Raw genomic sequence first — 19,514 nt, 5'->3', positions numbered from 1 at the left:
ACCCCCGTAGGCACCCCGGCCAACATCAAGCCCACCCCCACATCCCGTCCGGGTTCTGTCACGGCATGGCATTCGTCGCGTTGTCAGGGAACCCGGGCAGGGACCGAGTCCCTCTTTCTTCACCGAGTGGAGCGGACAGCGCACATCACACGAATATGGAGCATCTCGTGACAACGCCGGACATAGCAGCACGGCGCGCACTGGGGGCCTGTGCCGTCCTGATGGTCGGCGCCCTCACCCTCACCGCGTGCGGAGGCGACTCCGACGCCGGGAGCGAAGGCAAGGGCGGCAAGGACCCCGCGCAGACCTCCGCTGCGCAGATCGCCATCTCCGCCAAGAACGGTTCGACGGGCGCGTCGATCAACTCGACCGGCGTGAAGGTCAGTGACGGCACACTGACCGGCGTGAGGATGACGGTGGCGGGCACGGGGCAGGACGTGCCGGGGTCGATGACCGCGGGCGGAAAGACCTGGAAGCCCACGGAGCAGTTGGAGCGTGCCACGAAGTACCGGATCGCCGCCACGGCGAAGGACTCGGACGGCAGGTCCGTGGCCGCGAAGTCCGTCTTCACGACCGTCTCCAAGGCGCACAGCTTCATCGGGACGTACACGCCGGACAACGGGACGACGGTCGGCGTGGGGATGCCGGTGTCGTTCAGCTTCGACAAGGCGATCAGCGACAAGAAGGCCGTGCAGTCGCACATCACGGTGACGTCCAGCAGTGGACAGCAGGTGGTCGGGCACTGGTTCGGGGCGCAGCGGCTCGACTTCCGGCCCGAGGAGTACTGGAAGGCCGGCTCCAAGGTCACGATGAAGATCGACCTGGAAGGGGTCGAGGGCGCGGGCGGCGTCACCGGTGTGCAGGAGAAGACCGTCAGCTTCACCATCGGGCGCTCCCAGGTGTCCACGGTGGACGCCGACACGCAGACCATGAAGGTCGTACGGGACGGGCGGACCATCAAGTCGGTGCCGATCTCGACGGGCAGCCCGGAGTTCACCACGTACAACGGGCAGATGGTGATCTCCGAGAAGTACAAGAAGATCCGCATGGACAGCCGGACGGTCGCCCTCGCCAACGCGTACGACATCCCCGACGTCCCGGACGCGATGCGGCTGACCCGGTCCGGCACCTTCATCCACGGCAACTACTGGTACAACAAGGGCAATCCGCCGTTCGGGCGCGCGGGCACCAGCCATGGCTGCGTCGGACTGCAGGATGTGAAGGGCGGCCAGGGGAACACCCCGGCGAAGTGGTTCTACGACAGCTCACAGATCGGGGACGTGGTGATCGTGAAGAACTCCCCCGACAAGACGGTGGCGCCCGACAACGGGCTGAACGGCTGGAACCTGTCATGGAACGAGTGGGTCGCGGGGAGCGCCGTCAGCACCTCCTGATCATCGCAAAGGCCTTCTGACCGGGGGTTTTTGACGGAACATCGGACCGCGTGGGAACTTCCTGCGCGGCCCGGGCGTTTTCCGGGCGTACGTTTTCTCGGTTCCCGGACATGATGTCCGACCGAGGAGCTACGGTATGCACCCACAAGGTGACATGCAGCAACGCCGGGAGAAACCTTGAGCGTTCCGTACGAGACGGCAGCGTACGAACCACCCGAGTCGCCCGAGTCTCCGGAGGAGCACCTCGCGCGGCTCCTCGGTCGTGCCCTGAACTCCTTCGAGCTGCCCGACGAGACGATACGGCGACTGGACTGCGCGCTGGCGCACGACAGTTCGCTGCACTCCGCGCACCACAGCGCGGGGCTGCACCGTGAGACGTACCGGCACACGTGGCTGCTCGCCGACGGTTCGGCGCTCACTCTGTGGGAGCTCGTCCACAACACCGCGCGGGACAGCGTTCCGCAGCACGAGGTGTACGTCGACGAGGAGGAGGTGCGTGCGGCGACCGCGCGGCTGCCGTTACCGCCCGACACCCCGGACTTCGAGCTGCCGGTGACGGTGCAGCTCACCGCCGTGCAGACGCCGCGGCACGCCTACGTCCCGGATGACTCGGCGGACCACGCGCGGCGGCTCCTGCGCCGGGCGGAGAACACGGACCGGCCGGGCCCCGAGACGGCCGCGCTGCTGGCGGACGCGTTCGCCCACCAGATCACGCAGGCGTTCGGACGCCCGTGCCGGGCGGGGCGCGCCGGACTGGGCTTCTCGCTGTACGAGCACGCGTTCCTGCTGCGCGACGGCGCGGAGATCTCCTTGTGGGAGGTCGAGCACACGGCGACGCCCGACGGGCGGCACATGTGCGAGGTGTACGTCACCGAGGACGCGGCCCGCGACGCCATGGAGCGACGCGCGGCTCAGGTCTCCTGAGCCGCTCACGCTCCCGCACGAGCGCCCCCGTACAAACCCCCGTAGGTCCCGCTCCGGCGCCCGTGTCAGCGACCGCCGCCGAGCTGTCGTACCAGACCCGCGAACGCGTCCTCCTCCGCCGGGGTCAGCTCGACGGACTCGCGGCCGGGGCCGGTCTGTCGCTGGTGGGGCAGGGCGGGCAGGCCATGGCCGGAACGCCACAGCGCGGCCTCGCGGCGGCCACGGCGCAGCATGACGGCCAGCCCGATCACCCAGGCGACGGCCACCAGGACGAGAAGGGTCATACCCAGCAACTGGTAGACGGAGACGTGCTCAGGCATGCGTTCCAGTAGACACCACGGTCCGGGACTTTGGTCCCGGACCGTGACGTATCTCGCAGGTGCCGTGAACAACTCACAGCAGCCCCAAAGGGGCAGGGGTTACGCGGCGACCGGCTGCTTCTGATCGGCCGTCGGGGCGTCGGCGGCCCCCGTCGCCGCGGTGGCCGCCGTCCCCGCGGCCGGCTTGCGCATGCTCTTCAGGACGATCACCAGGCCGGTCGTGACGCACACGCCCGCCGCGATGGCGATCAGATAGAGGAACGGGCTGCCGATCAGCGGGACCACGAAGATGCCGCCGTGCGGGGCGCGCAGGGTGGCGCCGAAGGCCATCGACAGCGCGCCGGTGACCGCGCCGCCCGCCATGGAGGCGGGGATGACGCGCAGCGGGTCGGCCGCGGCGAACGGGATCGCGCCCTCGGAGATGAAGGAGGCGCCCAGGACCCAGGCCGCCTTGCCGTTCTCACGCTCGGTCTGGGTGAAGAGCTTCTTGCGGACGGTGGTCGCCAGCGCCATGCCCAGCGGCGGGACCATGCCCGCGGCCATCACGGCGGCCATGACCTTCATCGCGGAGTCGCTCGGGTCCTGGACGGCGATGCCGGCGGTGGCGAAGGCGTACGCGACCTTGTTGACCGGGCCGCCGAGGTCGAAGCACATCATCAGGCCGAGGAGGACGCCGAGCAGGACGGCGTTGGCACCGGAGAGGCCGTTGAGCCAGTCCGTCATGCCCTTCTGGGCCTCGGCGATGGGCTTGCCGACCACCACGAACATCAGGAAGCCGACGATCAGCGAGGAGATCAGCGGGATCACCACCACCGGCATGATGCCGCGCAGCACCGGCGGGATCTTGATCCGCTGGATCGCGAGGACCACACCACCCGCCAGCAGACCGGCGACCAGACCGCCGAGGAAGCCCGCTGCGATGTTGGAGGCGATCATTCCGCCGACGAAGCCGGGGACGAGGCCGGGGCGGTCCGCCATGCCGTAGGCGATGTATCCGGCGAGGACCGGGATGAGGAAGCCGAAGGCGACCTGGCCGATCTGGAAGAGCAGGGCGCCCCAGCTGTCGATCTCGGTCCAGGAGAAGTGCTTCATGACCGAGGGCGCGCTCGCGATCTGCCAGCCGCCGATCGCGAACCCGAGGGCGAGCAGCAGACCGCCCGCGGCTACGAACGGGACCATGTAACTCACGCCGGTCATCAGCCACTTGCGGAGCTTGGTGCCGTAGCTGTCGCCGGACTCGCCGGCCCGCTCGACCGGCGTGGAGCCGGGCCGGCCCGCCGCGCTGACCTCGCCGCGCTCGGCCTTCCCGCGGACCTCGGTGATGAGTTCGGCCGGGCGGTTGATGCCCGCTTTCACGCCGACGTCGACGGTGGGCTTGCCGGCGAAGCGGTCCTTGTCGCGTACGGGGACGTCGTGCGCGAAGATCACGCCGTCCGCGTCCGCGATGACCGCCGGGTCGAGCCGGGTGAAGCCGGCCGAGCCCTGCGTCTCGACGACGAGTTCGACACCCGCCTCGCGGCCGGCGTTCTCCAGCGACTCGGCCGCCATGTAGGTGTGGGCGATACCGGTCGGGCAGGACGTGACGGCGACGATCCGGAAGGGGCGCGTGTCCTGCGCCGGCTCCGCTGCCGTACTGGCCGTTGCGGCATCGGCGGAGGCCGCCGCCGATGCCGCAACGGAGTCTTCATCGGCACCCGCGGTGGCCTCGGTGGCCGCCTGCGCCGGTGCCTCGTCCCCGCGGATCAGCGCCGCGGCGCTCTCCGCGTTCCCCGCCGACCGCAGCGCGTCCGTGAACTCGGCGTTCATCAGCTGGCGCGCGAGCGAGGACAGGATCGTCAGATGGGCGTCGTCCGCGCCGGCCGGTGCGGCGATCAGGAAGATCAGGTCCGCGGGACCGTCGGCCGCGCCGAAGTCGATCCCGGCCGCGCTGCGCCCGAAGGCGAGTGTCGGCTCGGTGACGTGTTCGCTGCGGCAGTGCGGGATGCCGATGCCGCCGTCGAGGCCGGTCGGCATCTGTGCCTCGCGGGCGGCCACGTCGGCGAGGAAGCCCTCCAGGTCGGTCACCCGGCCCAGGGCGACCATGCGCTCGGCGAGGGCACGCGCCGCCGCTTCCTTGGTGTCGGCGGACAGGTCGAGATCGACCAGGTCCGCGGTGATCATGTCGCTCATCGCGGGCTCCTTCGCACGCGTATCGCCCGGGGAGTGGGGTGGGCGGTGGTGAGGGGGACGGGGGTGCAGCGGTGTGGGGTTTCGGGGGTGGTGGGGGCGGGACCGGGGAAGCCCCGCCCCCACCGCGCGGCAGGGTGGCTCAGGTGGCCATGCCACCCGTGGGCCGCGGCGAGTAACAGGAAGTCTCGCCCCTTCAGCGCCCGCCGGCACAACAGGGGGGCCGTCACGACACCGGCTCCTTCAGCGCGCGGTCCATGGGCACCTCGGCCGTGACGGTCACCGCGGCCGGGTCCAGGTCGTCCGGCGTCGGCATCTCGCTGCCGGGCAGCTGGACGGCCGCCGCCCCGTGAGCGACCGCGGAGGCGAGGGCCTCGGGGCCGCTGCCGCCGGCGATCAGGAAGCCGGCCAGCGAGGAGTCGCCGGCGCCGACATTGCTGCGTACGACCTCCACGTGCGCGCTGCCGAACCAGGCGCCCGAGCCGTCCACGAGCAGCTGCCCGTCGGCGCCCAGGCTGGCGAGCACGGCGCGCGCGCCCATCTCACGCAGTTCCTCGGCCGCCTTCACGGCGTCGCCCACCGTGGCGAGCGGGCGCCCGACGGCCTCCGCGAGTTCCTCGGCGTTCGGCTTCACCACGTCGGGCCGTTCGCGCAGCGCCTCGAGGAGCGCGCGCCCCGAGGTGTCCAGCGCGATCCGCGCACCACCTGCGTGCGCTCGCGCGACCACCTCGGCGTACCACGAGGGCGCGAGGCCCCGGGGCAGGCTCCCGCAGCACGCGATCCATGAGGCGTCGCGCGACTGCTCGCGCACGGTCTCCAGCAAGAGTTCCTGCTCGGCGGCGGACAGGTCCGGACCCGGCGCGTTGATCTTCGTGAGCACCCCGTCCGACTCGGCGAGCGCGATGTTCGAGCGGGTGGCGCCCGCGACCGGCACCGGTGCGACCTCGATGCCCTGTGCGTCGAGCAGGTCGGCGACGAGCGCCCCCGGCGCACCACCCAGGGGCAGGACCGCGACCGTGCGCTGCCCGGCGGCCGTGACGGCGCGCGAGACGTTGACGCCCTTGCCGCCGGGGTCCATGCGTTCACCGGTGGCGCGGATGACCTCGCCGCGCTCCAGGGACGGGACCTCGTACGTACGGTCCAGGGACGGATTCGGGGTGACGGTGAGGATCATGCGCGCACTACTTCCGTGCCACCGCGCTCGATCACGGCGGCGTCGTCGGGGCTCAGCCCGCTGTCGGTGATCAGCAGGTCCACGTCGCTCAGGTCGCCGAAGCGGGCGAAGTGCTCCTGGCCGTGCTTGGCCGAGTCGGCGAGCAGGACCACCCGGCGGGCGGCGGCGATCGCCGCGCGCTTGACCGCGGCCTCGGCGAGGTCGGGGGTGGTGAGGCCGTGATCGGCGGAGAAGCCGTTGGCCGCCACGAAGAGGACATCGGCCCGGATCTCGCCGTACGCCCGCAGCGCCCAGGCGTCGACCGCGGCGCGCGTACGGTGACGTACGCGCCCCCCGACCAGGTGGAGCTGGATGCCGGGGTGGTCCGCGAGGCGGGCCGCGATCGGCAGGCTGTGGGTGACGACGGTGAGCGAGGCCTCCAGCGGGACGGCGGCGGCCAGGCGGGCGACGGTCGTACCGGCGTCGAGGATCAGGGTGCCCTCGGTCGGCAGTTCCGCGAGGGCCGCCTTGGCGATGTGGTCCTTCTCGTCGGCCGAGGTCGTCTCGCGCTCGGCGAGGTCCGGCTCGAAGTCGAGGCGCCCGGCCGGGATGGCTCCGCCGTGCACCCGGCGCAGCAGCCCCGCACGGTCGAGGGCCTTCAGGTCCCGGCGGATCGTCTCGGCCGTGACCTGGAACTCCTCGGCCAGTGAGACGACGTCGACGCGCCCGCCGTCACGAGCGAGCCGGAGGATCTCCTGCTGCCGCTCCGGTGCGTACATGTCCGCTCGCCTCCGATCCATGCCCGAACGTGTGGTTTCAGACGGAGGCTACGCCTGCATTTCTGGAAAGTAAACAGGTTCGGGCGTGATCCGGGCATGAACGGACTTCCGGCCCTGATCGCGTGGGCCAGAAGGGGCACGTCAGAAGGGCCCGGCACCTGACGACAGGTACCGGGCCCCACGCCGAGCAACCCCTATACGAGCTCGGGTGCCTTCTCCTCCACCACCGCAAGCTCCGCCCCTGTCTCGGCTCCCTCCACGTGCTGCGCGGGCCGCTTCGGCAGCGCGAACATCAGCAGGAAGATCACGCCCATCACCGCCGCGACCCATCCGAGCGCGTGCTGGAACGCGTCCACGAAGGCCGGGCCCACCTGAGCGGGTCGCAGGTCGTCGCCGATGACCCCGAAGAACACCACGGACACCAGCCCGAGTCCGAGCGCGTTGCCCATCTGCTGCACGGTGTTGATGAGCCCCGACGCCGAACCGGCGTGCTCGCGCGGCACCTCCGAGAGCACCGCGTCCGTCAGCGGCGCGACGATCAGACCCATGCCGACACCCATCACGACCAGCGGCAACGCCATCTGCCACGAGCTGATCCCCATGCCGTACCGCTCCGCCTCCCAGAGGTAGAGCAGCACACCCACCGCCATCAGCAGCGCACCGGCCTGGAGCACCTTGCGCCCGAAGCGCGGGACGAGCTTCTGCACCGACAGACCCGCCGCCGTGGAGACCGCGATCGAGAACGGCACCCCCGTCAGCCCCGCACGCAGCGGGCTCCAGCCCAGCCCGGTCTGCATGTACAGCGTCCACACCAGGAAGAAGATGCCGAGTCCGACCCCGAACACGGTCTGCACCGCGATGCCGGCCGCGAAGCTCTTCACCTTGAACAGCGACAGCTCGACCAGCGGCGACCCGTCCCGCGCGCCCTTGCCCTTCTCGTACGCCACCAGCGCGGCGAAGACGAGGGGCGCACCGGCCATCGCCACATACCCCCACAGCGGCCAGTCCAGCTCCTCACCGCGGGTCAGCGGGTAGAGCAGCAGCAGCAACCCCACCACCACGAGTCCCACGCCCACCAGGTCCAGCTTCAGCGCCCGCGGAGCCTTGGACTCGGTAATGAAGCGGCTGCCGAGCACGAGCCCCACGATCCCGACCGGCAGGTTGATGAGGAAGATCGGCCGCCACTCGAGCCCGAACAGGTTCCACTCGGTCAGCAGCGCGCCGAGCAGTGGGCCGGAGACGGCCCCGAGCCCCACGATCGCGCCGAACAGTCCGAACACCTTCCCCCGCTCGTGCGCCGGAAAGGTCGCGTGCACGATCGACAGGACCTGCGGCACCATCATCGCCGCCATGCCGCCCTGCAGGATCCGGGCCGCGACCAGCATCTCCGGGTTCGCGGCGAAGCCGCACAGCGCCGACGCGAGCGTGAACCCGCCGATGCCGACGAGGAACAGCCGCTTGCGCCCGTGGATGTCACCGAGCCGCCCGCCGGTGATCAGCCCCGCGGCGAAGGCGAGGGCATAGCCGGCGGTGATCCACTGGATCTGGCTGACGGAGGCACCGGCCTCCTGCCGGATGGACGGGATGGCGATGTTGACGATGGTGACGTCGACGAGGTCCATGAAGGCGGCGGTCATCACGATGGCGAGGGCGAACCAGCGACGCCGGTCGCCCGCGGCGGGCGGCGCGTCGAGGGTGCCCGAAAGGGTGGTCTCGGTGGAGGTCATACCGTGAAGCTACGACCCCATTAGGTCAGATCGTGTCCTAGTTCTACGGCATCCTCGCACTCATGACGACGGACACCCCGGCACGGCTCCTGACGCTCCTCTCCCTCCTCCAGACGCCCCGTGAATGGCCCGGCGGTGAGCTCGCCGACCGCCTCGGGGTCTCCCGCCGCACGGTCCGACGGGACATCGACCGCCTCCGCGAGCTGGGCTATCCCGTCCAGGCGACGAAGGGCTCCGACGGCGGCTACCGGCTCGTCGCGGGCAAGGCCATGCCCCCGCTCGTCCTCGACGACGAGGAGGCGGTGGCCATCGCGGTCGGGCTGCGGGCGGGGGCGGGGCACGCGGTCGAGGGGATGGACGAGGCGTCCGTGCGGGCCCTGGCGAAACTGGAACAGGTCCTGCCGTCCCGCCTACGGCACCGTGTGTCCACCCTCCAGGCCGCGACGACTCCGCTGACCAGCGGGGACGGGGCGAGCATCGCGACCGGGACCCTGACGGTGATGGCGTCCACGGTGGCCGGGCACGAGCGGCTGCGGTTCTCCTACCGCGCGAAGGACGGGGCCGAGTCGCGACGCGTCGTGGAGCCGTACCGTCTGGTCTCCACCGGGCGACGGTGGTACCTGGTCGCCTACGACCTCGACCGCGGCGACTGGCGGACCTTCCGGGTCGACCGGGTGAACGATCCCTTCGCGACGGGGGCGCGGTTCGCTCCGCGGGAGTTGCCGACGGGGAGTGCGGCGGAGTATCTGCGGCAGTCGATGTACCACCGTCAGGAGACATACGAGATCGCCGTGACCTTCGAGGCGGACGCGACGGTGGTGGGGGCTCGGGTGCCGGCGTGGATGGGGGTGCCGGAGTCTCTCGGGGAGGGACGGTGTCGGCTGCGGGCGACCGTGGGGGACGCGGTGGAGTGGATGGCGGTGCGGTTGGCGATGACGGGGGTGGAGTTCCGTGTGGAGGAACCCGCGGAACTGGTGGAGGCGGTAAGGGAGTTGGGGGGACGGCTGGTTCGGGCGTCGGGGGGAGACGTCTAGGGGGTGCCGGGTTCGGTTGTCGGGCGGCTGAGGGCCGGCGGGGGCTGGTCGCGCAGTTCCCCGCGCCCCTGGGAGTTGCAGCCACCCGTGCCAGGACGGACCGTTCACCACGTCGCGCACCACGACGGACCGGACGCACCATGCCGATGTGACAGAATCTGCCGTCCGGTGGGTCACCCCGTGGTTCAGGTACGGGGTGACCCACCGTTCCGTTTGCCGGGCGCAAAACGAGCCGGACCCCGGCGCCCGGGGGGAGGGGCGCCGAAGTCCGGCTCGGGGAGAGTCCCGGCGCCGGGGGGGGTTGCGTCGGGACTTGGTTCACGAGGTTCCGGAGGCAGGACCTCCGGGACCCGAACACTTGGACCCTGAAGTCTTGTTCCCAGGGTCCGCCAGGTTGAAGCGGCCTAGTACAGCCATGTTTACGCGGTCTTTCGCCACCCGGCGTACGCGGGCAGACCCCGTCTACGCCGCCGCGTCGAACCCGGTGGACCGCGCGAGCTTCTTCAGCTCCAGCAGGGCGTGCTTCTCGATCTGCCGGATCCGCTCACGGGTGAGGCCGTGTTCCTTGCCGACCTCGGTCAGCGTGCGCTCGCGCCCGTCGTCGATGCCGTACCGCATCTTGATGATGGAAGCGGTGCGCTGGTCGAGGCGGCCGATGAGGTCGTCCAGTTCCTCGCTGCGCAGCAACGTCAGCACCGACTGCTCCGGTGAGACCGCGGAGGTGTCCTCCAACAGGTCACCGAACTGGGTGTCGCCGTCGTCGTCCACCGACATGTTCAGCGAGACCGGGTCGCGGGCCCAGTCCAGGACGTCGACCACGCGCTCCGCGTTGGAGCCGAGCTCCGCGGCGATCTCCGCGGGCTCCGGGTCGCGGCCGTGCTCACGGTTGAACTCGCGCTGCACACGGCGGATGCGGCCGAGCTCCTCCACGAGGTGGACGGGCAGCCGGATGGTGCGGGACTGGTCGGCGATGGAGCGGGTGATGGCCTGACGGATCCACCAGGTCGCGTACGTCGAGAACTTGAAGCCCTTGCGGTAGTCGAACTTCTCGACCGCGCGCACCAGGCCGGCGTTGCCCTCCTGGATCAGGTCGAGCAGGGGCAGGCCGCTGCGGGGATAGCGGCGGGCCACGGCCACGACCAGGCGGAGGTTGGAGCGGATGAACACGTCCTTGGCGCGCTCCCCCTCCTCCACCAGGGCCTCCAGCTCCGCACGGGTGGCGTCCGCCTTGGCTTCCTCATACCCGTCGAGGACCTGTCGGGCGAACACACCCGCCTCGATGATCTGGGACAGCTCGACTTCCTTGGCGGCGTCGAGCAGCGGCGTACGCGCGATCTCGTCGAGGTACATGCCGACCAGGTCGCGGTCGGCGATCTCGCCGCCATGGACGCGAACACTGCGCGCCGCGTCGGTAGACCCGCCGGTGGCGGACTTACGACGGGCGACGGCACGGGTTGCCATGCGTGCTCCCTTGCGATGTTTGGGTCAGCGGGTGGTCCTTCGGGTGCTGGTTCCCGGCTCCGGTTGCTTCCCGGACTCTCCTCGGGTGCCCTGCATCCGATGGAAACAACGACTGGAAACCGGACAGAATTCCCAAGGCGTGCCGCTATTTTTCTGATCTTGCAGTACCCTGTCCGGCCACACGAGGAGGCGTGATGCCGTCAGAACGTACAGAGGTGCAGGTCAGGCCGGGAGCCGAAAGCGACCTCGGGGCCCTCACCGACATCTACAACCACTACGCTCGTGAGACGCCCATCACATTCGACACCGCCGTCTTCACTCCGGAAGAGCGCCGCCCTTGGCTGCTCTCCCACCCTGAAGACGGCCCGTACCGTCTAATGGTTGCCACCGACACGGACCCGACAGGAACCTCACAGCGGATCCTCGGGTACGCCACGTCCAGCCCCTTCCGCGCCAAGCCCGCGTACGCGACCTCCGTGGAGGTCACCGTCTACCTCGCCCCGGACGCCGGCGGCCGGGGCATCGGCACCCTCCTCTACAAGGCCCTCTTCGAGGCTCTGGCCGACGAGGACCTGCATCGCGCCTACGCGGGCATCGCACAACCCAACGAAGCGTCCACGCGGCTGCATGAACGCTTCGGCTTCCGGCACGTCGGCACCTACCGGGAAGTGGGCAGGAAGTTCGGCCGCTACTGGGACGTGGCCTGGTACGAAAAGGCGCTCTAGACCCCCGCGCGAGGGTGTCAGCCGAACTGCACCGACCGCTTGGCCATCCCCATCCAGAACCCGTCGATGACGGACCTCTGCGCGTCCAGCTCGCCGCTCACGTCCGCCGCGCCCATCGTCACGAACAGCGGCGCGAAGTGCTCGGTGCGCGGATGGGCGTAGCGCCCGGCCGGAGCCTTGTTGAGGAAGTCCAGCAGGGAGTCCACGTCCCGCGCCTCCAGCGCCCGCCGGCCCCAGTCGTCGAACTCGGAGGACCAGGTGGGCACTCCGGAGCCGACGTGGCGCAGGGCGGCGAGGTTGTGGGTGAAGAAGCCGGAGCCGACGATCAGGACGCCCTCGTCGCGCAGCGGGGCGAGCTTGCGGCCGATCTCCATGAGCCTGACCGGGTCGAGGGTCGGCATGGAGATCTGCAGGACGGGGATGTCGGCCTCGGGGAACATCTCGACCAGCGGGACATACGCGCCGTGGTCCAGTCCGCGGTCCGGGATGTCCTGCACGGGGATGCCGGGGGCGCGCAGCAACTTGCGTACGGACTCGGCGAGCTCGGGGGCGCCGGGGGCGCCGTACGTCACCTGGTAGTAGTGCTCGGGGAAGCCCCAGAAGTCGTAGACGAGTGGGACGGTCCGCACCGCGCCGAGGGCGAGGGGGGCCTCCTCCCAGTGGGCGGAGACCATGAGGATCGCCTTGGGGCGGGGCAGGTCCGCGGACCAGGCGGCGAGCTCACCGGGCCAGATCGGGTCGTCGGCGAGCGGCGGGGCGCCGTGACTCAGATAGAGGGCGGGCATGCGCTCCAGCGTGTCGGCGGACATGGCGGGGACTCCTCCGGTACTTCCGATGCGGGTAATGCTTAAAATTTAAAGCTTCTGGAGATGACTGTACGCCTCACTTGTTTAAACTTCAAGGAGAAAGCTCGTAGAGTGGGGTACATGAACACGGCATCCGTCCCCGACGAGGAGCCCCAGTGGCTCGACGACGAAGAGCAGCGCATCTGGCGTTCCTATGTGCACGCCACGACCCTCCTCGAGGATCACCTCGACCGCCAGCTCCAGCGGGACGCCGGCATGCCGCACATCTACTACGGGCTGCTCGTGGGGCTGGCCGAGGCCCCGGACCGGCGGCTGCGGATGACTGAATTGGCCATGAAGGCGAAGATCACCCGGTCCCGCCTCTCCCACGCGATCGCCCGCCTGGAGCGCAACGGCTGGGTGCGCCGCGAGGACTGCCCGGACGACAAGCGCGGCCAGTTCGCGGTGCTCACGGACCCGGGCCTGGAGATGCTGCGGGGCGCCGCGCCCGGCCATGTGCGGGCCGTACGCAACGCCGTCTTCGACCGGCTCACCCCGGAACAGCAGAAGTCCCTCGGCGAGATCATGCAGATCGTCGCCGAGGGACTTCAGCCGAACGAGGCGGGCGCGGATCTGCCCTGGCTCCGCTGAGCCGCTCACTCAGCGGGACCAGGGCAGTTCCTGGGGTCGTACGTACGGGGCGTCCCCTTCCCCGTACGTACGTGGTTCTCGAAGGGGTACGACCGGCCGGCCGCCGTCAGTGGGCGACGACCGGGATCGCCAGCTCCTCCTCGGCGCCCTCTCCGGACCCGGTCACGGCGGTCGTGTCCGGGCGGCCGGCGTTGACGAGGGTCACGACGATCGCGGCGGCGAGCACCAGCATGCCGACGGCGAACCAGATCGCGTTGGTGTAGCCGTGCACCTGGCCCTCCAGCGCGACCAGCTGCTGCTGCGACTTGGAGGTCGCGGAGCCGATGTGGTCGGCGATGTAGGAGGTCGTGGCGGAGGCGGCGATCGTGTTCAGCAGGGCCGTACCGATCGCGCCGCCCACCTGCTGCGAGGTGTTGACCATCGCGGAGGCGACACCGGCGTCCCGGGGCTCGACGCCCAGGGTGGCCAGGGACATGGCGGGCATGAAGGCCGTACCCATGCCGAGGCCGAGCAGCAGCATCGCCGGCAGGATCGTCGAGGCGTACGACGAGCCGATCTCCAGCTGGGTCATCAGGAGCATGCCGACCGCGGCGACCAGGAAGCCGGGGCCCATCAGCAGGCGGGCCGGCAGGCGGGTCATCAGACGGGTGCCGATCTGGGTCGAGCCGACCATCATGCCGACGATCATCGGCATGAAGGCGAAGCCGGTCTTGATCGGCGAGAAGCCCTTCACGATCTGCAGGTAGTAGGTGAGGAACAGGAAGGTGCCGAACATCGCGATGATCGCGATGCCGAGGGAGAGGTAGATCCCGCCGCGGTTGCGGTCGGTGATCACACGCAGCGGCAGCAGCGGGGCCTTGACCCTGGCCTCGGTGACGACGAAGGCGGTCAGCAGGACGGCCGACGCGACGAACATGCCGACGGTCACGGAGTCGCCCCAGCCGTTGGACTCGGCGCGGGTGAAGCCGTAGACCAGCGCGACCAGGCCCAGGGTGGACAGCAGGACGCCGGGGATGTCGAGCGGGTTGCGGTTGCGGCCGCCCTCGGGCTCACGGATGACGAAGTACGCGCCGAGCGCGGCCACGATCGCGAACGGGATGTTCACGAAGAAGGTCCAGCGCCAGTTCATGTACTCGGTCAGCACACCGCCGAGGATGAAGCCCACGGCGCCGCCGCCACCGGCGATCGCGCCGTAGATGCCGAAGGCCTTGGCGCGCTCCTTGGCGTCCGTGAACATCACGGCGAGCAGGGAGAGCGCGGCGGGCGCGAGCAGCGCGCCGAAGACGCCCTGGAGGGCACGGGCGCCGAACATCATGGCGCCGCTGGTGGCCGCGCCGCCCAGTGCGGAGGCCAGCGCGAAGCCGATCAGGCCGACCACGAAGGCGTTCTTGCGGCCCCACAGGTCGGCTATGCGGCCGCCGAAGAGCAGGAGGCCACCGAAGGCGAGGGCGTAGGCCGTGACGACCCACTGACGGTTGCCGTCGGAGATGCCCAGGTCGGTCTGGGCGGACGGCAGGGCGATGTTCACGATGGTGGCGTCGAGGACGACCATCAGCTGGGCGAGCGCGATGAAGACGAGCGCTTTCCAGCGGTTGGCGTCACCGGACGTGGCCGGTGCGCCGGGTGCCTTTGCGGCTGTTTCAGACATGGGGGTACCCACTCCGGTACTTCGGGACGGAAAAAAGATGTCTTGAGGGGACGGTCCGTCTTCGGTGACGGCCGGTCGAAAGTCGTTGTAAGTGACTGTTCTCGCGCTCTGAACTAATCGGTTCTCGTCGGATCAGGCCTGGCGGAGGTCCTCCATGGTCAGCGCCGCACCCGGCAGGCGGGACCGGGCCGGGGCCCGCAGTCCGTCCAGGAACAGCTGAAGGGTGCGGTGCACGAACCCGTCCAGGGTGAGGCAGCCGATGCCGGCCGGGGGCCGGGACAGCTGGGCCACGGCGACCATCAGGTCACCGACGCTCACGTCGCCGCGCAGCTGACCGGCCGCCCTGGCCCGGTCCATGAGCTGCTCGACGAGCTGCTCGATGCGTTCGCGTGCGGCCACCAGGTCGGGGTGGTACTGGTCGAAGGTGCTCTGGACCATCGGGCACAGTGCGGTGATCCGCTCGTCGGCGGCGGTGTGCACGAAGCGCTCCAGCGCGCCGAAGGCGTCCCCGGTCGCCGCGAGCGCGAGCTCGGCCGCCTCCGCCGTCCGGTCCATGACGGAGCAGACGACCTCACGGACGAGCGCGTCGCGGTCGGGGAAGTTGCGGTACACCGTGGCGTTGCCCACGCCGGCCCGGCGGGCGATCTCGTCGAGCGGCACGTCGGGGCCGAACTCGGTGAACATCTCGCTGGCGGCGGTGACGATCCGCTCGCGGTTGCGCAGGGCGTCGGCGCGGGGCCGGGGCGCCTTGCGCTGCGCGGTCGTCGTGGCGGTCACGGTGTGCTCCCCTCGGGGTCTGGTTTCCGCGATCCGGGGATTCGGTCCCCGTTTCGCTCGGACACACGTCTAAACGGGGAGACGCTCCCCGGTTATTTCAGGTTGAGGAGAAATCATGTTGTGACCTGAGTCACAGATCTGGCGGTACCCACGTTCGGTCTCCTCCAGCGCGCGTCGCCCCCTCCCCCGGAAGAGGGTGATCGAGAAGGTGCAGCCTTCCGACCAGCGGCTGCCGCGCTCCGAAGGGTGCCCGCATGCCGTGGACCAGTCGTCGCATACGCCCGCGCCGTGTCGCCGCCCTCGTGTTCGTGACCGCGCTGACCCTCGCGGTCAGCACCTCGGCAGGCACCGAGCGCCTCGCTCCGGGTGCCACGACCGCCGGTCCGATCGCCGTGGCCCGCTCCGACGCCCACGGCGCCTGTCTGATCAGCGGCGGCCCGGCGGTCCAGATGTCCGAGGGCCTGCCCACGCCCGGCGGCTACTCCCGCTCCACCGGCACCGTCCACGCCCTCACCCTGATGATCGACTTCTCCGACGCTCCCGGCTCCGGGCCCGCGCTCGACCGCTTCCGCGAGTTCTTCCCGAAGACCCAGGACTGGTTCCGCACCAGTTCCTACGGCCGTCTCGACTACCGCCCCGAGGCCCCGATCACCGACTGGCTGCGCATGCCGAAGTCCTTCCGGGCCTACGGCATAGAGCGCGGCGCCCCCTTCGACCCGGGCTACCGCCGGCTGGTCCAGGACATCGTGACCGCCGCCGATCCCACGGTGGACTTCCGCTCCTACGACTTCCTGAACGTGCTGGTCACCCCGAACGCCGGCCCCTCCGCCCTCGACACGGTCCTGTCGGTGAGCTTCGCCGGCAACCCCGACGCCCCGGTCGCCGACGGCGTCCCGGTCGCCAACGCCTCCTTCGTCTACTCCCGCCAGGACGACGGCTCCGGCTCCTACGCGCAGACCGGCTACCGGGTCCTGCCCCACGAGAACGGCCATGTCTTCGGCCTGCCCGACCTCTACACCCAGGCGGGCGGGAGCGCGGTCGGCCACTGGGACATCATGAGCGAGGACTGGGGTGCCAACAACGACCTCCTCGGCTGGCACAAGTGGAAGCTGGGCTGGCTGGACGCGACACAGGTCAACTGCGTGACGGCGCGCGGGGCTTCGGAGTACACCCTGACCCCGCTGGCCCGGCCCGGACTCGGCACCAAACTCCTCTTCGTCCCCCTCGGCGGCCGCACCGGCTACGCGGTCGAGCTCCGCACCCGCGAGGGCAACGACGAGACGGTGTGCCGGCCGGGGGTCCTCGTCTACAAGGTCGACGCGGACGTGGACACCGGGCGGGGCCCGGTGCGGGTGTACGACTCGCGGCGCAACAGCGGGGGGTGCACGCGCAGCCCCAACGTCCACGCGGAACTCTCGGACGCGTCCTTCGCGGTCGGCGAGGAGTTCCGGGATCCGGGCCAGGGGGTCCGGGTGCGGGTGGTGGGGGCGGACGGGGACGGCGACTACCGGGTGCGGGTCACAAGGGAGTAGGCGCGGGGCGAAGGTGCCGAGTCGGATGACCGCGGGCGTGCCGCGACCGACGTTCGGATTACCGTAGGCGTCCCGCGACCGCCGTACCGGAGAACCGATGCCCGCTGACACGCCCACATCCCTGCCGGTGCCGGAGTCCGCCGTGCCGGCCGAGGCGGTCGCGCCGCTGATCCGGGGGGTCGGCGTGCTGCGGGAGCTGACCGAGGCGGGCGGGACGCTGAGTGCGAGCGCTCTGGAGCGGGCGACGGGCCTGGCGCGTTCCACGGTCGACCGCATCACGTCCACGCTGGCCCGCATGGGATACGTCCGCCTGGACGGCCGGGACGCGGTGATCACCCCCCGGCTGATGGAACTCGGCAACGCCTATCTCGCCGCCCTGCGGCTGCCCGCTCTGCTGTCCGGGCGGGCCGACGCGCTCGCCGACGAGCTGGACGAGTCGGTGTCGCTGGCGGTCGCCGACCGCGACGGCATCCGCTTCATCCACCAGGCCACCCGCCGCCGCGCGATGTCCCTGAGCTTCCGCATCGGCGACCTGCTCCCCGCCGAACGCACCGCGCCGGGGCCCCTGTTCGCGTCCGAGTGGAGCGACGCCGACTGGCGGGCCTGGCGCGACCGCCGGGCGGCGGACCCGGAGGACCGGGGCTTTCCCGCCGTACCGCCTCGGGAACTCCCGGCCGGGGAAGGGGAGTTCGAGGCGAAGGCGGCGCAGGCGGGAAGGGACGGCTGGGCGCTGGACGACCAGTTGATCGAGCCGGGGCTGGTGGCGGTCTCCGTTCCCGTACGGGACCCGAGCACGGCCCGGATCGCCTGCGTGGCGAACGTCGTGAGCCACACCAGCCGCCACACCGCGACGGATCTGCGCGAGTCCCTGCTGCCCCGACTGCGGGCGACGGTGGCGGAGATGGAACGCGAACTGGCGTCCACCCCGGACCCGGACCCGGGCCCGCCCCCCTCGGGATCGGCCTCCTGGATCGGCGCGGCCAAGAACGAACTGGGCCGGGAGTTCATCGAGTCCCTCGCCCGCGGCCTGACGGTCCTGACGGCGTTCGGTGAGGGCAGGGCCGCGCTGACGCTGACGGACGTGGCCCGGGCGACCGGCCTGGCGAGGGCGACGGCCCGCCGGGCCCTGATCACCTACGAACACCTGGGCCTGGTCCGCCAGCAGCCGGAGTCACGCACCTTCGGCCTCACCCCGCGGGTCCTGTCCCTGGGCTTCCCACCCCTCTCCCGTACGACCCTCCCGCGCATCGCGGCCCCGCACCTGGCCGACCTCTCGGCACGGGTGAGGGAGTCGACGGCACTGGCGGTCCTGGTGCCGGGGGGATCGGGCGAGGGGGCGGAGATCCAGTACACGGCGCGGGCCGTGTCCCCGCGGATCATGGGCGTGGACATCAGGACCGGCACCCGCCTGCCGGCCTCGGCGACCTCCCTGGGCCGGGTCCTGCTGGCGGACACGGAGGGCTCCGCCGACTTCGACCGCGTCCGCACCCAGGGCTACGCCCTGCTGGACGAGAACTGGGAGGACGGGCTTCGTACCCTTGCCGTCCCCGTCCGCGACCGTACGGGCCGGGTCGTCGCCGCCCTGAACGTGGCCCTGCACGCGGCGGGCCGCACGGCCGAGGAATGCGTGGCGGAGATCCTCCCCGAACTGCGTCTCACGGCGACCCGTATGGAGACCGAACTCCACACGGCGAGCCGCTTCACCCGGGTCCCCCTCCTCTGACGCCCCCGCGGTCAGCCGCTCTTGCCCGAGGGCGGTGCGGAAGTGCCCTGACCGGCGCGGAGCATGGCCTTGTAGAGGGGTTCGTGGCCGGGCGAGGCGGGCAGGGGGCCGCGCGCCGGGGCCTCGAGGGACTGGATGATCAGGGCGACGACGCGCCGCCAGGCGTCCGGGGCGGCGTCGCCGGTGGCGTTGACGACACCGGCGTTGGCCATGTGGATCAGTACCAGGTCCGAGGGGTCGAAGTCCTCGCGCAGGCGGCCGGTGGCCTTGGCGCGGTCGATGAGGACCAGCATGGCCTCGTACGCCCGGTTGCGGCGTTCCTCCAGAACCTTGGCGGTGGGGAAGGTCATGGTCAGGATGTCGGCGAAGCCGCTGTCGGCGGCCTGCATCGCGCAGGCGGTCTCGAGGTAGCCGACGAAGCCGTTCCAGGGGTCGGGGTCGTCCAGGGCGACGGTGACCACGTCGAGGTAGGCACCCATGCGGTCGGAGAAGACGGCGTCGACCAGTTCCTCCTTCGTGGGGAAGCGGCGGAACATGGTCGCGATCCCCACGCCCGCCTCGCGGGCCACGGAGGCCATGGACGCGTTCAGGCCGTCGCGTGCGAACACCGTGCGGGCAGCGGCGATGATCCGCTCCCGGTTGCGCTCGGCGTCACTGCGCAGCGGCTGAGCGGCCGGGCCTTCGGAGTGCTGGGCACCAGGGGGCATACCGGTCA

At 70.8% G+C, this 19,514-nt stretch carries 17 protein-coding genes; 7 read left to right on the top strand and 10 right to left on the bottom strand.

The features are described 5' to 3' along the window. The first annotated feature begins 167 nt into the window (after positions 1 to 167). Both OG841_RS26720 and OG841_RS26715 read left to right on the top strand, forming a co-directional pair. Complete coding sequence (locus tag OG841_RS26720; protein WP_371566969.1) at positions 168 to 1,394, top strand: L,D-transpeptidase family protein; 1,227 nt, start codon at positions 168 to 170, stop codon at positions 1,392 to 1,394. 177 nt (positions 1,395 to 1,571) lie between these two features. After that, the gene (locus tag OG841_RS26715) at positions 1,572 to 2,318 is read left to right on the top strand and encodes a DUF6227 family protein (protein WP_328639175.1); all 747 of its coding nucleotides are present in this window, start codon (positions 1,572 to 1,574) and stop codon (positions 2,316 to 2,318) included. A gap of 65 nt (positions 2,319 to 2,383) precedes the next feature. On the opposite strand, the gene OG841_RS26710 is transcribed toward OG841_RS26715, so the two are convergent. From OG841_RS26710 to OG841_RS26690, 5 genes are all read right to left on the bottom strand, one after another. Continuing rightward, positions 2,384 to 2,638: a hypothetical protein gene (locus OG841_RS26710; protein WP_328639176.1), complete on the bottom strand. Its 255-nt coding sequence runs from the start codon at positions 2,636 to 2,638 to the stop codon at positions 2,384 to 2,386. A gap of 99 nt (positions 2,639 to 2,737) precedes the next feature. Next, a complete protein-coding gene (locus tag OG841_RS26705) occupies positions 2,738 to 4,807 on the bottom strand; it encodes a PTS fructose transporter subunit IIABC (protein ID WP_328639177.1) in 2,070 nt (689 codons plus the stop codon). Positions 4,808 to 5,030: 223 nt separating this feature from the next. Beyond that, a complete protein-coding gene (pfkB, locus tag OG841_RS26700) occupies positions 5,031 to 5,978 on the bottom strand; it encodes a 1-phosphofructokinase (RefSeq protein WP_328639178.1) in 948 nt (315 codons plus the stop codon). Then, positions 5,975 to 6,736 (bottom strand): DeoR/GlpR family DNA-binding transcription regulator, encoded by a 762-nt coding sequence (locus tag OG841_RS26695; protein WP_371566968.1) that lies wholly within the window; start codon positions 6,734 to 6,736, stop codon positions 5,975 to 5,977. The genes pfkB and OG841_RS26695 overlap by 4 nt, the downstream gene beginning before the upstream one ends. Positions 6,737 to 6,930: 194 nt before the next feature. Beyond that, positions 6,931 to 8,463 (bottom strand): MFS transporter, encoded by a 1,533-nt coding sequence (locus OG841_RS26690; protein ID WP_365118517.1) that lies wholly within the window; start codon positions 8,461 to 8,463, stop codon positions 6,931 to 6,933. A gap of 62 nt (positions 8,464 to 8,525) precedes the next feature. On the opposite strand from OG841_RS26690, the gene OG841_RS26685 reads away from it, so the two are divergent. Beyond that, entirely contained in the window at positions 8,526 to 9,497 is a 972-nt protein-coding gene (locus tag OG841_RS26685; protein ID WP_365118515.1) for a helix-turn-helix transcriptional regulator, read from the top strand. A gap of 462 nt (positions 9,498 to 9,959) precedes the next feature. Here OG841_RS26685 and OG841_RS26680 read toward each other — a convergent pair whose 3' ends face one another. After that, positions 9,960 to 10,958, bottom strand: a complete 999-nt coding sequence (locus OG841_RS26680; protein WP_328639181.1) for a sigma-70 family RNA polymerase sigma factor — start codon at positions 10,956 to 10,958, stop codon at positions 9,960 to 9,962. A gap of 194 nt (positions 10,959 to 11,152) precedes the next feature. On the opposite strand from OG841_RS26680, the gene OG841_RS26675 reads away from it, so the two are divergent. After that, positions 11,153 to 11,683, top strand: a complete 531-nt coding sequence (locus OG841_RS26675; protein WP_328639182.1) for a GNAT family N-acetyltransferase — start codon at positions 11,153 to 11,155, stop codon at positions 11,681 to 11,683. A 17-nt stretch (positions 11,684 to 11,700) separates the two neighbouring features. Here the strand turns inward: OG841_RS26675 and OG841_RS26670 are convergent, their stop codons facing one another. Then, positions 11,701 to 12,492, bottom strand: coding sequence for a dioxygenase family protein (locus tag OG841_RS26670; RefSeq protein ID WP_328639183.1), 792 nt, complete (start codon positions 12,490 to 12,492; stop codon positions 11,701 to 11,703). 117 nt (positions 12,493 to 12,609) lie between these two features. Here OG841_RS26670 and OG841_RS26665 point away from each other — a divergent pair, with 117 nt between their 5' ends. Further along, positions 12,610 to 13,119, top strand: coding sequence for a MarR family winged helix-turn-helix transcriptional regulator (locus OG841_RS26665; protein ID WP_328639184.1), 510 nt, complete (start codon positions 12,610 to 12,612; stop codon positions 13,117 to 13,119). Positions 13,120 to 13,225: 106 nt separating this feature from the next. Here OG841_RS26665 and OG841_RS26660 read toward each other — a convergent pair whose 3' ends face one another. Together OG841_RS26660 and OG841_RS26655 are read right to left on the bottom strand one after the other, a co-directional pair. Beyond that, positions 13,226 to 14,767 (bottom strand): MFS transporter, encoded by a 1,542-nt coding sequence (locus OG841_RS26660; RefSeq protein ID WP_328639185.1) that lies wholly within the window; start codon positions 14,765 to 14,767, stop codon positions 13,226 to 13,228. 132 nt (positions 14,768 to 14,899) lie between these two features. Beyond that, on the bottom strand, positions 14,900 to 15,544 hold the full coding sequence (locus OG841_RS26655; RefSeq protein WP_365118512.1) for a TetR/AcrR family transcriptional regulator: 645 nt from the start codon (positions 15,542 to 15,544) through the stop codon (positions 14,900 to 14,902). Between the two features lie 254 nt (positions 15,545 to 15,798). On the opposite strand from OG841_RS26655, the gene OG841_RS26650 reads away from it, so the two are divergent. Next, positions 15,799 to 17,076: a M6 family metalloprotease domain-containing protein gene (locus OG841_RS26650; RefSeq protein WP_328639187.1), complete on the top strand. Its 1,278-nt coding sequence runs from the start codon at positions 15,799 to 15,801 to the stop codon at positions 17,074 to 17,076. Between the two features lie 97 nt (positions 17,077 to 17,173). Beyond that, positions 17,174 to 18,799, top strand: coding sequence for an IclR family transcriptional regulator domain-containing protein (locus OG841_RS26645; RefSeq protein ID WP_328639188.1), 1,626 nt, complete (start codon positions 17,174 to 17,176; stop codon positions 18,797 to 18,799). Between the two features lie 11 nt (positions 18,800 to 18,810). On the opposite strand, the gene OG841_RS26640 is transcribed toward OG841_RS26645, so the two are convergent. Beyond that, positions 18,811 to 19,506, bottom strand: coding sequence for a TetR/AcrR family transcriptional regulator (locus tag OG841_RS26640; protein ID WP_328639189.1), 696 nt, complete (start codon positions 19,504 to 19,506; stop codon positions 18,811 to 18,813). Between the last annotated feature and the right edge of the window lie 8 nt (positions 19,507 to 19,514).

Origin of the sequence: Streptomyces canus, assembly GCF_041435015.1 — a bacterium.
GTDB lineage: Bacteria > Actinomycetota > Actinomycetes > Streptomycetales > Streptomycetaceae > Streptomyces > Streptomyces canus_G.
Note: the sequence above shows the minus strand (reverse complement) of the source record. Positions and strands in the feature narration are given on the sequence as shown.

Excerpts from the sequence above, each read along its gene's own strand:
- OG841_RS26650 (WP_328639187.1), top strand. The coding sequence starts at position 15,799 with ATGCCGTGGACCAGTCGTCGCATACGCCCGCGCCGTGTCGCCGCCCTC.
- OG841_RS26645 (WP_328639188.1), top strand. The coding sequence starts at position 17,174 with ATGCCCGCTGACACGCCCACATCCCTGCCGGTGCCGGAGTCCGCCGTG.
- OG841_RS26710 (WP_328639176.1), bottom strand. The coding sequence starts at position 2,638 with ATGCCTGAGCACGTCTCCGTCTACCAGTTGCTGGGTATGACCCTTCTC.
- pfkB (WP_328639178.1), bottom strand. The coding sequence starts at position 5,978 with ATGATCCTCACCGTCACCCCGAATCCGTCCCTGGACCGTACGTACGAG.
- OG841_RS26690 (WP_365118517.1), bottom strand. The coding sequence starts at position 8,463 with ATGACCTCCACCGAGACCACCCTTTCGGGCACCCTCGACGCGCCGCCC.
- OG841_RS26680 (WP_328639181.1), bottom strand. The coding sequence starts at position 10,958 with ATGGCAACCCGTGCCGTCGCCCGTCGTAAGTCCGCCACCGGCGGGTCT.
- OG841_RS26675 (WP_328639182.1), top strand. The coding sequence starts at position 11,153 with ATGCCGTCAGAACGTACAGAGGTGCAGGTCAGGCCGGGAGCCGAAAGC.
- OG841_RS26695 (WP_371566968.1), bottom strand. The coding sequence starts at position 6,736 with ATGTACGCACCGGAGCGGCAGCAGGAGATCCTCCGGCTCGCTCGTGAC.
- OG841_RS26685 (WP_365118515.1), top strand. The coding sequence starts at position 8,526 with ATGACGACGGACACCCCGGCACGGCTCCTGACGCTCCTCTCCCTCCTC.
- OG841_RS26705 (WP_328639177.1), bottom strand. The coding sequence starts at position 4,807 with ATGAGCGACATGATCACCGCGGACCTGGTCGATCTCGACCTGTCCGCC.
- OG841_RS26665 (WP_328639184.1), top strand. The coding sequence starts at position 12,610 with ATGAACACGGCATCCGTCCCCGACGAGGAGCCCCAGTGGCTCGACGAC.
- OG841_RS26670 (WP_328639183.1), bottom strand. The coding sequence starts at position 12,492 with ATGTCCGCCGACACGCTGGAGCGCATGCCCGCCCTCTATCTGAGTCAC.
- OG841_RS26660 (WP_328639185.1), bottom strand. The coding sequence starts at position 14,767 with ATGTCTGAAACAGCCGCAAAGGCACCCGGCGCACCGGCCACGTCCGGT.
- OG841_RS26640 (WP_328639189.1), bottom strand. The coding sequence starts at position 19,506 with ATGCCCCCTGGTGCCCAGCACTCCGAAGGCCCGGCCGCTCAGCCGCTG.